The organism is Phenylobacterium sp. (genome assembly GCF_041919955.1).
Classification (GTDB): Bacteria; Pseudomonadota; Alphaproteobacteria; order Caulobacterales; family Caulobacteraceae; genus Phenylobacterium.
The window spans coordinates 41,762-54,231 of the sequence record NZ_JAYRSU010000004.1 but is presented as its reverse complement, the minus strand read 5'-3'; the positions used below and the strand labels follow the sequence as shown (position 1 = coordinate 54,231).

At 67.9% G+C, this 12,470-nt stretch carries 13 protein-coding genes; 5 read left to right on the top strand and 8 right to left on the bottom strand.

Annotated features, from left to right (window positions below):
- Positions 1-60: 60 nt before the first annotated feature.
- Both ACE3T2_RS04985 and ACE3T2_RS04980 read left to right on the top strand, forming a co-directional pair.
- Entirely contained in the window at positions 61-459 is a 399-nt protein-coding gene (locus ACE3T2_RS04985) for an NADH:ubiquinone oxidoreductase subunit NDUFA12 (protein ID WP_374655331.1), read from the top strand.
- Between the two features lie 2 nt (positions 460-461).
- Positions 462-1,148, top strand: coding sequence for a DUF2155 domain-containing protein (locus tag ACE3T2_RS04980; protein ID WP_374655329.1), 687 nt, complete (start codon positions 462-464; stop codon positions 1,146-1,148).
- Here the strand turns inward: ACE3T2_RS04980 and aat are convergent.
- From aat to ACE3T2_RS04960, 4 genes are read right to left on the bottom strand one after another with little or no spacing between them, the layout of a single operon-like run.
- Positions 1,088-1,735, bottom strand: a complete 648-nt coding sequence (aat, locus tag ACE3T2_RS04975; protein WP_374655327.1) for a leucyl/phenylalanyl-tRNA--protein transferase — start codon at positions 1,733-1,735, stop codon at positions 1,088-1,090. The two genes, ACE3T2_RS04980 and aat, sit on opposite strands and share 61 nt — an antisense overlap.
- Positions 1,736-1,786: 51 nt before the next feature.
- Positions 1,787-3,136 (bottom strand): acetyl-CoA carboxylase biotin carboxylase subunit, encoded by a 1,350-nt coding sequence (gene accC, locus ACE3T2_RS04970; protein ID WP_374655325.1) that lies wholly within the window; start codon positions 3,134-3,136, stop codon positions 1,787-1,789.
- A gap of 4 nt (positions 3,137-3,140) precedes the next feature.
- On the bottom strand, positions 3,141-3,626 hold the full coding sequence (gene accB / locus ACE3T2_RS04965; RefSeq protein ID WP_374655323.1) for an acetyl-CoA carboxylase biotin carboxyl carrier protein: 486 nt from the start codon (positions 3,624-3,626) through the stop codon (positions 3,141-3,143).
- A gap of 23 nt (positions 3,627-3,649) precedes the next feature.
- Positions 3,650-4,087 (bottom strand): type II 3-dehydroquinate dehydratase, encoded by a 438-nt coding sequence (locus ACE3T2_RS04960; protein WP_374655321.1) that lies wholly within the window; start codon positions 4,085-4,087, stop codon positions 3,650-3,652.
- An 87-nt stretch (positions 4,088-4,174) separates the two neighbouring features.
- On the opposite strand from ACE3T2_RS04960, the gene thiS reads away from it, so the two are divergent.
- The 3 genes from thiS to ACE3T2_RS04945 are packed head-to-tail and all read left to right on the top strand — an operon-like array spanning position 4,175 to position 5,815.
- Positions 4,175-4,375, top strand: a complete 201-nt coding sequence (gene thiS, locus ACE3T2_RS04955) for a sulfur carrier protein ThiS (protein WP_374655319.1) — start codon at positions 4,175-4,177, stop codon at positions 4,373-4,375.
- 1 nt (position 4,376) lies between these two features.
- Positions 4,377-5,165: a thiazole synthase gene (locus tag ACE3T2_RS04950; protein WP_374655317.1), complete on the top strand. Its 789-nt coding sequence runs from the start codon at positions 4,377-4,379 to the stop codon at positions 5,163-5,165.
- The gene (locus tag ACE3T2_RS04945) at positions 5,165-5,815 is read left to right on the top strand and encodes a 2-hydroxychromene-2-carboxylate isomerase (RefSeq protein WP_374655315.1); all 651 of its coding nucleotides are present in this window, start codon (positions 5,165-5,167) and stop codon (positions 5,813-5,815) included. The genes ACE3T2_RS04950 and ACE3T2_RS04945 overlap by 1 nt, the downstream gene beginning before the upstream one ends.
- 21 nt (positions 5,816-5,836) lie before the next feature.
- On the opposite strand, the gene ACE3T2_RS04940 is transcribed toward ACE3T2_RS04945, so the two are convergent.
- From ACE3T2_RS04940 to ACE3T2_RS04925, 4 genes are all read right to left on the bottom strand, one after another.
- A complete protein-coding gene (locus ACE3T2_RS04940; RefSeq protein ID WP_374655313.1) occupies positions 5,837-7,327 on the bottom strand; it encodes an FAD-dependent oxidoreductase in 1,491 nt (496 codons plus the stop codon).
- A gap of 97 nt (positions 7,328-7,424) precedes the next feature.
- On the bottom strand, positions 7,425-8,180 hold the full coding sequence (locus tag ACE3T2_RS04935) for a DsbA family protein (RefSeq protein WP_374655311.1): 756 nt from the start codon (positions 8,178-8,180) through the stop codon (positions 7,425-7,427).
- A 49-nt stretch (positions 8,181-8,229) separates the two neighbouring features.
- Positions 8,230-9,633, bottom strand: a complete 1,404-nt coding sequence (locus tag ACE3T2_RS04930) for a M48 family metalloprotease (protein ID WP_374655309.1) — start codon at positions 9,631-9,633, stop codon at positions 8,230-8,232.
- 109 nt (positions 9,634-9,742) lie between these two features.
- Positions 9,743-12,370, bottom strand: coding sequence for an Rne/Rng family ribonuclease (locus ACE3T2_RS04925; protein ID WP_374655307.1), 2,628 nt, complete (start codon positions 12,368-12,370; stop codon positions 9,743-9,745).
- Positions 12,371-12,470 lie beyond the last annotated feature (100 nt).

Below are 12,470 nucleotides of genomic sequence, written 5' to 3'. Positions count from 1 at the left end.
CGCTGAGGGGCGGGGCGCCTATAGTCCGCGCGCTTTCCCGTCTGTCCGGAATTCCCAAACGTGCTCAAGAATATCTTCACCTGGTGGAACGGCGCGACCATCGGCATCCGCAACACCGTGAGCCGCCGCGGCGTGTTCGTCGGCAAGGACGAGCTGGGGAACAGCTACTACGAAGCCAAGGACGACAAGGACTCCTACGACAAGGGCCGCAAGCGCCGCTGGGTCGTCTACAACGGCTACGCGGAGGCGTCGAAGGTTCCGGCCGAATGGCACGGCTGGCTGCACTACACCTTCGACGAGCCGCCGACCCGTGAGCCGCTGAAGCGCCAGCCGTGGGAGAAGGACCACGTGCCGAACCTGACAGGTACGGTGCACGCCTGGCGACCCAAGGGCTCGATCGCGCGTGGCGGCGAGCGCCAGAAGGCGTCAGGCGACTACGAGGCCTGGCGCCCGGAATAGGCATGCCGACGGTCCGGACCATCGCCGGACTGAGTGCGCTGGCGGCTCTCGTGGCGGCCGGCGTCGGCTTCGCCCAGCCTGCGCCGCAGGGCGGCCCGCCGACCGTGATCATCCCGCCGCCTGCAGCCAAGCCGGCTCCGGCCACCGCGCCAGGACCTGCGACGGCGCCTGCGCCCGCCCCGGCGGCGGCGCCTCCAGCGCCGGCCGAGGAAGCTCCGCCAGCCCAGGTGACCGCTCCCGCGCCTGTCGCCGCGCCGCCGATCCAGGCTGAGGAGGTCGCGCCCGCGCCGCCGCCCAAGGCCCAGGTCGCAGCCAAGCCCAGCGAGGCCACCGCCCGCCGCGCCCGCTACGACGTCGCCGTGATCCAGGCGCTGGACAAGGTTTCGGCCGAATCCATGCGCTTCGAGGCCGCTGTGGGCCGGCCCGTCCGCTACAAGAACCTGGTCTTCACGGTGAAGGCCTGCGAACGCTCCGCCGCCGACGAGGCGCTGGAGGATTCGATCGCTTATCTGACGGTCGAGTCCCAACCACGCGCCGCGCCAGGCAAGCCGACGCCGCCGCCGCGACAAGCGTTCCGGGGCTGGATGTACGCCTCATCGCCGGGGCTGAATCCGCTGGAACATCCGGTCTACGACGCCTGGCTGATCACCTGCAGGGCCGCTGCGCCGACGCCGACCGCCGCGCGCTGAAATTCCGCCCTGTGCTCCAGGGCGCGGGCCAAGCGGCGGTGATACTCGACGCGCGGGATCTCGACCGCGCCGAAGGTCGTCAGGTGGTCGGTGATGAACTGGGTGTCCAGCAGCAGGAAGTCGTCGGCGATCAGACGCGCCACCAGGTGGACCAGCGCCACTTTCGAGGCGTCGGTGCGGCGGCTGAACATGCTCTCGCCGAAGAAGGCGCCGCCCAGGGAAACGCCGTAGAGTCCGCCGACCAGTTCGCCGTCCAGCCAGCATTCGACGCTGTGGGCGTGGCCCATCTCATGTAGTTGGCCGTAGAGGTCCTCGATCACGCCGTTGATCCAGGTCTCGGTGCGTCCAGGCTTGGGCGCGGCGCATTCCAGCACCACCCGGGCGAAGGCGGTGTCCATGCGGATCTCGAACGGGTCCCGGCGCACCGTGCGCGCCAGCCGCCGCGGAACGTGGAAGGCGTCCAGCGGCGCCACGCCGCGCTTTTCGGGATCGATCAGGAAGACGCGGTCGTCCTCACGCGCGTCGGCCATCGGAAACACGCCGCGGGCATAGCACTCAAGGAGCTCGCGGGGGCCGAAACGCTTCATGGGGCAAGTCTAGCGCTCCCTCCCCGCAAGGGGGAGGGAGGAAGCTGAAGATCAGGCCTCTTCCTGGGCCTTCATCCACCGTTCCAGCCAGTGGATGTTGTAGTCGCCGGCGATGATGTCCGGCTGCTGCAGAAGTTCCTGGAAGAGCGGGATTGAGGTGTCGATGCCGCCGACAACCATCTCGGCCAGACAGCGATTGACCCGCGCGATGCACTCCTCGCGGTCGCGGCCATGGACGATCAGCTTGCCGACCAGGCTGTCGTAGTAGGGCGGGATCGAGTAGCCGGCGTAGAGCGCGCTATCGAGCCGCACGCCCAGACCCCCAGGAGCGTGGAAGTCAGTGACCAGGCCCGGCGAGGGCGCGAAGGTCTTCGGGTTCTCGGCGTTGATGCGGCACTCGATGGCGTGGCCTTCGAAGACCACGTCCTCCTGCCTGAACGACAGCGGCAGGCCCGCGGCGATCCGGATCTGCTCGCGCACCAGATCGATGCCGGTGATCGCCTCGGTGACCGGATGCTCGACCTGCAGGCGGGTGTTCATCTCGATGAAGAAGAACTCGCCGTTCTCGTACAGGAACTCGATGGTGCCGACGCCGAGATAGCCGATGGCCTTGATCGCATCGACGACGACCTTGCCGATCTTGGCGCGGGCCGCCGCATCGATGACCGGCGAGGGCGCTTCTTCCAGCACCTTCTGGTGACGGCGCTGCAGCGAGCAGTCGCGTTCGCCCAGGTGGCAGACATTGCCGAACGCGTCGGCGATGACCTGGATCTCGATGTGACGCGGGGTCTGGAGGTAGCGCTCCATATAGACCGCGTCATCGCCGAACGCGGCGCGGGCCTCGGCGCGGGCGGTGGAGACCGCCTCGGCCAGGTCTTCCTCCGTCTTGGCGACCTTCATGCCGCGCCCGCCGCCGCCGGCGGCGGCCTTGATCAGGACCGGGAAGCCGATCTCCTTGGCCGCCGCAAAGGCTTCTTCCTCGGTCGTGACGGCGCCGTCGGAACCGGGCACCACGGGGATGCCGGCGTCCTTCACCGCCTGCTTGGCGGTGATCTTGTCGCCCATCATCTTGATGTGCTCGGCCGTCGGGCCGATGAAGGTGAAGCCGTGCGCCGCCACGATCTCGGCGAAGCGGGCGTTCTCGGACAGGAAACCGTAGCCGGGGTGGATGGCCTGGGCGCCCGTGATCTCCGCCGCCGCGATGATCGAGGGGATGTTCAGGTAGCTCTTGGCCGCCGGGGCGGGGCCGATGCAGACGCTTTCGTCGGCCAGCCGCACCCACATGGCGCCAGCGTCGGCTTCGGAGTGGACCGCGACGGTCGAGATGCCCATCTCCTTGCAGGCCCGGTGGACCCGCAGGGCGATCTCGCCGCGGTTGGCGATGAGGATCTTGTCGAACATCGAGCTACTCGATGACCACCAGCGGCTCGCCGAACTCGACCGGCTGAGCGTCCTGGACGATGATCTCGACGATCTTGCCGCCGCGCGGGGCGGGGATCGGGTTCATGGTCTTCATGGCCTCGACGATGAGCAGGGTCTGGCCGGCGGTGACGGTGTCGCCAACCTTCACGAAGGCCGGAGCGTCGGGCTGGGGCTGCAGGTAGACGGTGCCGACCATCGGCGAATTGACGACGTCGCCCTTGCGCGCGGCGGCTTCCGGCGCGGCGGCGGGTGCGGCCGAGGGGGCGGGCGCTGCGGCGGCCACAGCCGCGGGCGGCGGCGCGTAGTGCACGGCGGCCGGCGCGGGCGCCAAGGTCTTGGCGACGCGGATCTTCAGGTCGTTGTGCTCGACTTCGATCTCGGACAGGCCGGTTTCGGTGAGAATGTCGGCCAGTTTGCGAACCAGACGCGCGTCGATCGGGTCGGCGGGGGCCTTGGGACTGCTAGCCATGTGATAATCCTTGAGCTTTGGCTTTAGCGGGCGAGGCCCGCGGCGGCCTCGACGGCCAGTTCGTAGCTCGCGCCGCCGAAGCCGGAGACAACTCCGGTGGCGACGAGAGAGACATAGGTTTCGCGGCGGAACGCTTCGCGCGCCGCAGGGTTGGAGAGGTGGCACTCGACCACAGGAATATCGAGCGTTTTGAGCGCGTCCAACAGGGCCACGGAAGTGTGACCATAGCCCGCAGGATTGATCACCACGGCGCAGGCTTCGGTGCGGGCCTCTTGCACCCAGTCGATCAACTGGCCTTCGTGGTTCGTCTGGCGGAACACGACCGCATGACCAAGGGCGCCGGCCCGACGTTCGCAGCGCGCGCGCACGTCCTCCAGCGTCTCTTTTCCGTAAATCTCCGGCTCCCGGACCCCCAGAAGATTGAGGTTGGGCCCGCTAAGCACATAGATCGGTTTCGACATTCGGCTCCGCCGTCGATTCCGCCGTCTTGTAACGGTCGGCGGCGGGGGTCACAAGCATCCCGGAACTTCTAGCTTCACGAGGGCGTCATGACGCTGACCATCAACGGCGAACAGAGGGCGCTTTCCGGCGCCGCCACAGTCGCGGCCCTGGTGGCGCAACTTGGACTCGACGCGCGCAAGGTGGCGGTCGAGCGCAATCTGGAGATCGTACCGCGATCGGCCTATGGGAAGACCGCGCTCGCCGACGGCGACCGCATCGAGATCGTGCATTTTATCGGAGGCGGCTGACATGGACGGATCGGTCCACACGCAAGACACCTGGACGGTCGCGGGCCGCACCTTCACTTCGCGGCTGATCGTCGGGACCGGCAAGTACAAGGACTACGCCGAGAACGCCGCCGCGGCCGAGGCAGCCGGCGCCGAGATCGTGACCGTGGCCGTGCGGCGGGTGAACCTCTCCGACCCCAACCAGCCGATGCTGGTCGACTACGTGAAGCCTGACCGGTTCACCTTCCTGCCCAACACCGCCGGCTGCTTCACCGGCGAGGACGCCATCCGCACCCTGCGCCTGGCGCGTGAGGCGGGTGGCTGGGACTTGGTGAAGCTGGAGGTGCTGTCCGACACCAAGCATCTGCTGCCCGACATGGAAGAGACGCTGCGGGCGCTGAAGCTTCTGGTCGCCGACGGCTTCCAGGTCATGGTCTATTGCAGCGACGATCCGGTCTACGCCAAGAAGCTCGAGGACGCGGGCGCCTGCGCGATCATGCCCGCGGCGGCGCCGATCGGGTCGGGCAGGGGGATCCAGAACTTCCTGAACCTCGGCCTCATCATCGAGCAGTCGAGCGTGCCGGTGCTCGTCGACGCTGGCGTCGGCACGGCGTCGGATGCGGTGCTGGCCATGGAGACCGGTTGCGACGCGGTGCTGATGAACACCGCCATCGCCGGGGCGCGCGAGCCGATCCGCATGGCGCGGGCGATGAAGCACGCGGTCATCGCCGGGCGGGAAGCATTTTTGGCAGGACGAATGCCAAAACGTATGTATGCTGAGGCGTCTTCGCCGCTATCCGGTCTGATCTGATGAGCCTCGCCGTCGACGTCTACTGGTCCTTCCGCAGCCCCTACTCCTATCTGGCGGTCCCACGCCTGAGGGAGCTGAGCGAGACCTACGACGTCGACGTACGGATGCGCCCGGTCTATCCGCTGGCCGTGCGCTCGGAAGGGTTCTTCACCAAGCAGGACCCGCTGTTCGTGCCCTATCTGGTGCGCGACAGCCGCCGCCAGGGCGAGTTCCTGGGCCTGCCGCTGGTGTGGCCCAACCCCGATCCCGTAGTGATCGGGACCAATCTGAACGGGGCGGCGGAACAGCCGCACCTGGACCTTCTGATGCCGCTGGGCGTGGTCGCCTCGCACAGGCCGCAGGCCCTGGCGTTCTACGACGAGGTCTCGCGCCTCATCTGGAGCGGCCAGGACATGCCCTGGAACGAGGGTGACAAACTGGCCCGAGCCATCGCCCGGGCTGGCCTCGACATGGCCGAGCTCCAGGCGGAGGCCGCCGGCAAGGCGGGTGAGATCGCCGCTGAGATCGAGGCCAATCAGCAGGCCCACCGCGCGGCCGGGCACTGGGGCGTGCCGACCATGGTGTTCGAGGGAGAGCCGTTCTTCGGTCAGGACCGGCTGGACGTGCTGGTCTGGCGGATGCAGCAGCGCGGCCTGCAGCCGCGAGGCTGATATGTCCCTTGTGGGGCGCGACTAGCTTCTGATCATGTCCGCCTCGGGCGAGATTCCCAGCGCCTGGAACATCTCGACCCGGCCCGGTCCGGGCCTGGGCGGATAGGCGTCGGCTTTCTTGTCGCGGGTAGTGACCCAATAGCGAAGCACCTTGGCCAGGTTGTCGGGCCGCTTCAGCCAGGCCGACGGGTGTTCCAGCATGTGGAAGCCGCGCAGCGCCTCGCGCAGTAAATTCGGGTCCGAGCGGATAGCGATGTTGACGCCGTCTTCGAGGAAGCTCTTCACGACCAGGCTCTTCAGGCTGGGCCGATAGCCGCGGGTGAGCTGCTGGCGCGCGCGGCGGATGGCGGCGCGGTCCTGGTCGCGCATGGTGTCGTAGTAGGGGCGTAGCTCGCGGGCGACCAGATCGTGGAACTCCACCAGCCGGTCGCCGGCGTGGTCGGTGGAGACCAGCACGTCGCGCAGGAGATAGGCGCTGACCGCCGCGAACGAGCAGCCGCGGCCATAGAGCGGGTTGGTCCGGATCAGGTTGTCGCCGATCGCGAAATAGCCGAGCACTGCCGGGGTCTCGCCGTCGCTGAGGTTGCGCCAGCGGCTGTGCAGGTCGCCCATGCCGAACACCCGGCTCACGCCTTGGGACACCTCCGGCGCGATCCAGGGCGCCAAGCCGGGCAGGCGAGCACAGATGGCGTCGAACACCGTCGGGTCGACGATCGCCTTGCGCATCTCGAGCTCGGGCTCGGGCACACAGAGCGTGATCGAGAAGCAGCCGTTGTCACCCGGGAACAGGCCGAACTTTAGGAAGCCGAGGTCGCCAGTGGCCGAGGCGCGGCTGCGCGGCGGCTCGGAGACGCCCGGCAGCAGTCGATAGTGGCGGGTGAAGTAGAGGATGCCCGCGCTTTCGGACTCCTCTGTGATCGGCGCGCCAGCCTCGATCAACTGCTCGACGCCAGACGAGGTTCGTCCGCCCGCATCGATCACCACGTCGCCGATGATGTCGCGCCCGCCCGCGGCGTCGGCGACCGAAACTCCCAAGACCCGCAGGCCCTCCGGCAGGTGCTGCACCAGTAGCTTGCGCACGAAGGTCTCCGACACCACCCGCACGTTTGGATGGCGCTCCACATAGCGGCGGATGACCAGCTCAAGAGTCGTGCGGCGGCTGGTGAGTACCGCGAACTCCCGGTCGCCCGGCTGGGGCCTATAGAGCGGTCGGTGCAGGTCGGTCAGCATCCTCTCGAAGCCCAGCTCGCGGCACCCTGCGCGTAGCAGTTCAGCGTGGAGGTCGGGATGCTCGCCCTTGATGATCGAGCGCAGCCTGGCCAGGAATGCGTGGCTGTGGCGCAGGTGACCGACGCCGCGACGGGCCCATTCCTCGAAGACCAGGTCGGGGTCGCCTCGCGGCGGCGCAGGGTCACGTTCGAGAATGACGATATCGCGCCCGGTCGGCGCCAAGGCCAGCGCCGTACACAGGCCCGCCATCCCGGCCCCGATCACCAGCACTCGTTCAGTCATTCCGCTCGCCGCTTCAGGACGGACAGATTCTCAAAACGCACTCATGGTGAGGGTAGCTGCGCCGGCGGGGGGCGCAAGGGCTGCGATCGTCGCGGGATCAGCCCTTGTCGAGCTTGGGCGAGCCGGGGCTCTGCAGCTTGCCGCTCTTGGCTTCGGCCAGGGCCGCGCGGACGGCGGGCATGTCCGCGCCCGGCACCATGCGGTCGCCTACGATGAAGGCCGGCGTGCCCTCGATGCCCAGCGCCATGGCCAACTGACGGTTATCGGCGATGTGTTGCTGAACTTCCTTGGTTGCGCCTCCGGTACGGGCGGCGGCGGGATCGACCCCAACCGCGCGCAGATGGCGGTCGATGGCGGCCTCGTCCAGCGCCTTCTCGGCCATGAAGCGTTCGAAGAGCTCGATATTCTTCGGCATCCCGGCCGGCGACAGGGCCACCGCCGCGGCGAGATTGCTCTCGCCGCCGAAGATCGGGAATTCCTTGAAGACGAAGCGCACGTCCGGATTGTCGCGAATCAGCTTCAGCACCTCGGGCGCGCTGGCCTTGCAGTAGCCGCAGCGGTAGTCGAAGAACTCGACGACCGTGATCTTGCCGTCGGGATTGGCGACGAAGTCGCGCGGATCGCGCTCCAACTGCTGGCGGAACTTGGCCAGCGACGCCTTGGCCGCTTCCTGCGCCTGGGCTTGCTTGTTCTGCTGCAGCTTGACCACCGCTTCCTCGATCACCTCAGGGTGTTCGAGCAGATAGGCGCGCACCTTCTGGCCGAATGCGTCCTCCGGCTGCTTCTGGCAGGCGGCGAGGGGGAGGGCGAGGGCGGCGCAGGCCGCGAGCGCGGCGCGGGAAATCTGGGTCATGACAGCCAAATAGGTGAGAAGCGTGGCTTTGCGAAGGCGTCCTGGCGTCTCAGCGTTGCGTGCGCCGATTGATCGAGCCCTCCGAAGCCAAGTCCTTCAAGTCGTCCTTGCTCGGGTTCGAGGTCAGGACGATGTCCGTCGCGCGGCGCCACTCGGGGGTGTCCTTCTCCAGCTTTTCTCGGGCGCGCATGGCGAATATGCGCGCCTGGGTCGCATCGCCGACCGAGAAGAAGTATTCGCCGGTGGCCAAGCGGGCCAGGCCCTCCTTGCCCTGCTTGTCGTAGGCTTGAGCCAGGATCCGCCAGGCGGTGGCGTTGTCGTGCTCCTGGGTCAGGGCCTTGCGCAACTCGCCGACGCCTTCCTCGATCTTCTTGTCGTCGTCGAGGGCGATCAGGGTCTGGCCGAGGTTGATGCGCAGCAGCGGCGCGTCCGGCTTCAGCTCTACGGATTTGCGCTGCGGCGCCTCGGCTTCCTTGGCGCGGCCGAACTCGAACAGCACCTGGCCCTTCAGTTCCCAGAGGTAGGGATTGTTCGGCTGTTCGGCCAGCAGGGCGTCGATCGCCTTCAGCGCCTGGTCGGGCTGCTTCATCTGATAGTAGGCGATGGCCCGCGCATAGCGCGCCGGATAGGACGTGTCCTTCTCGCCGTACTTGGTGATGGCGACGGTCGGGTTGAGGAAGCCCTCCAGCTTGGCGCGCATGATCGCGTGCTCGGCGATGTCCTCGGGCGTGTCGGGCGTATCGTAGTGGGCGTTCTGCTCGACCCGGTGGCGCAGGGCCTCGATCCGCGATGACGACAGGGGGTGCGACCGGAAGTAGGCGAACCGTCGCGCCTCCTGAAAGACCTCTTGGTAGCGGAAGTTGTCGAAGAAATCGACGAGCCCCTTGCCGGAGAGGTTCGCCCGCTCCAGCAGGGCCGCGCCCGCCTGGTCGGCGCGGCTTTCCTGTTCGCGGCTATAGCCCATGGCGCCCAGCGTGCCGAAATAGCTGGCGCTGCCGATCAACCCGGCCGCGCCCTCGCCCGAACCGGCCAGCGCGGCCAAGACACCCAGGCCCATGGTCAGCAGGAAGGGCTTCAGGCCTGCGGCGTTCATCTCGCCCGAGCGCGCGGCGTGGCCTGCGGCGAGGTGGCCCACTTCGTGCGCGATGACGCCCTGAAGCTGGTTCGGGTTCTCGGATTCCAGGATCAGGCCCGTGAACACGCCCATGGTGCTGGGCGCGGCGAAGGCGTTCAGTTCCTTGGATCCGATCAATAGGATGTTGATCGACTTGGCGTCGATTCCTGCGGCTTTGAAGATCGGCTCGGAGTCCTTGCGCAGGATCTCCTCGATCTCGGTGTCGCGGATCAGGGCCATGCCGTCGTCTGCCCGCACGGGTGTGGCTTGCAGCAGCAGGCTCAACGAAACCGCGGCGGCAAGGGCCGCCTTCGAGACCGAACGGGCAGGGGTCGCCATGCCGAACAAACTCCAAGCGCCCCCGCATCAGACCGTTCAGGAAGCGTAACGTGCTTCAGCCGAGGTGGGAACCGGCCTGCGTGCGCAGGCCGGTTCCCTATCGAAGCGATCAGCCTCGACGCCACCAACCCTTCTTCGGGACGGGCGGCGGCGCGACGATCTCATTGGGATCGGGCTCGCGCGCGACAGGCTCGGGCGCCGGTTCCGGCTCGCCGGCTGTCTCGACGACCGGCGTGGACTCGACAACGGGCTCGGCGGCCACGGCCTCGGCCGGCGCAGCCTCGGCCGCGGCGACCTTGGTGCGGCGGGCGCGCGGCTTCTTGGCTTTCGGAGCGGCCTCGGGTTCCGCCTCCGGCTCAGGCGTGGCTTCGACGACCGGCTGCGGCGCCGGTTCGGCGACGACCTCGGCCTGGACGACCTCGGCTTGAGCGGCGGGCGTCTCGGCGGCATCTACCGCTTCGGCGCCTTCAGCCTTGCTACGGCCGCGACCTCGCCGCGAACGGGACTTCTTCGGCTTCTCCTCGAGGGCCGGCAGTTCGACCCAGACGTCCAGGTCGACGTCAGGCTGGTCGTCGCTCAGGCGCGGAGCGGCTTCGGCGACCGCGGCCTGAGGCGCAACATCGTTGGCCGGGGCCGGGGGGGAGGCGGCAGGGCGGACAGGCGGGAAGTCTTCCGACGGATCGTGCCAGACGAAGGGGTCGTCGCCGTAGGGCACCCACGGACGGGTCCACGAGAACATGTCCGCCGGACGACCGTCGTCGCGCATGCGTCGACCGCCGCGGCGACCACGGCGACGGCGGCGGCCGTCGTCTGCGCTGTCGCCTTCGACGCGGGCCGGACGTTCTGCGGCTTCGCGCGGTTCGCCGTCACGGCGTCCGCGGCGGCGGCGGCGGCGGCCGCGGCGACCGCCGCGCTCCTCGCCGTCTTCCTCGTCTTCGTGATCCTGGAAGCGCTGTTCGGCCTCGTCGTCGTCCGTGGCCTCGCGCTCGATGTCGAGTTCGTCGTCGTCTTCCTCCTCCTCGTCCTCGAAGGCGGAGTCGTCGAAGTCGTCGTCGACCGGCTGATAGGGCTGGACTGCGGCCGCGTGAACCATCGGCGCGTGCTCGGGCCGCGTCTCGCTGGCCGTGCGCTCGATCTCGTGGTCGGCGTGGGCCAGGGCGTCGTCGATGGCGATGGTGACGAACAAGCCGAGGTTCTCATGGAGGCGCGCCAGGTGGTTACGCTTCTCGTTGAGGATGTAGAGGCCGACGGCGCGCGGCACCTTCAGGGTCGCCTCTCCGCCGCCCTTCAGGGCCTCGATCTCGACTGCGCGCAACGCCGCCAGGGCGCTGGACTCGACCGAGCGCACGCGGCCGGTGCCGGCGCAGTGCTCGCACACGTGGGTCGTGCCTTCCAGCACGCCGGAACGACGACGCTGGCGGCTGATCTCCATCAGGCCGAAAGAACTGATCTTGCCCATCTGGACGCGGGCGCGGTCGTCCTTCAGCGCGTCCTTCAGCTTCTTCTCGACGGCGCGGTTGTTCTTCGACTCATCCATATCGATGAAGTCGATGACGATCAGGCCGGCCAGGTCGCGCAGACGCAACTGGCGGGCGGCCTCCTCGGCGGCTTCCAGGTTCGTCTTGAGGGCCGTGGCCTCGATGTTCCGCTCGCGCGTGGCGCGGCCCGAGTTGACGTCGACCGCGACCAGGGCCTCGGTCTGGTTGATCACCAGGTAGCCGCCGGAACGCAGCGGCACGACCGGCGAATAGATCTGGGAAAGATGGTCCTCGACCCTGTGCTTGACGAACAGCGGGGTCGCCTCGCGGTACGGCTGCACCTTCTTGGCCTGCGACGGCATCAGCATGCGCATGAAGTCGCGCGCTTCCTTGAAGCCGGCCTCGCCCTCGACCCAGACCTCGTCGATGTCCTTGTCGTAGAGATCGCGGATGGTCCGCTTCACCAGGTCCTCTTCCTCATAGATGAGGGCCGGGGCCACCGAGTGCAGGGTCGTGTCGCGGATGTTCTCCCACAGGCGCAGGAGATATTCGTAGTCGCGCTTGATCTCGGCCTTGGTGCGCTTGGCGCCCGCCGTGCGGACGATCAGGCCCATGCCTTCCGGCACGTCCAGGCTCTGGACCACGCCCTTCAGGCGCTTGCGGTCGGTCGCCGCGGTGATCTTGCGGCTGATGCCGCCGCCGCGGGCGGTGTTGGGCATCAGGACGCCGTACCGGCCGGCCAGCGACAGGTAGGTGGTGAGCGCCGCGCCCTTGTTGCCGCGCTCTTCCTTGACGACCTGGACCAGCATGATCTGCCGGCGGCGGATCACTTCCTGGATCTTGTAGCGACGCATCAGCCGCCGGCGACGCCGGGCGACCTCTTCTTCCATGACGTCGTCTTCGTCGTCGCCGCCGAGGCTTTCCTCGTCGTCGTCCTCGCCGCGCGAACGCGCCTCGGCGATATCGTCCTCCTCGTCGGCCTCTTCGCGCATCAGCGCTTCGCGGTCGGCGACCGGGATCTGGTAATAGTCGGGGTGGATTTCGTTGAAGGCCAGGAAGCCGTGGCGATTGCCGCCGTACTCGATGAAGGCCGCCTGCAGCGACGGCTCAACGCGCGTCACCTTGGCGAGATAGATATTCCCTCTGAGCTGCTTCCTGTTTTGGCTTTCGAAATCGAATTCTTCAACACGCGGTCCGTCGACCACCACGACACGCGTCTCTTCGGCGTGTGCGGCGTCGATCAACATCTTCTTGGACATCAAGTACGTCTCCGAGGCGCGCCACGAACGCAAGGTTCGGGCGCCGCCAGTCTGTCAGGAGGGCGCGCGCGCCACCGTCCGTCGCATTGCCGAGAGCGGC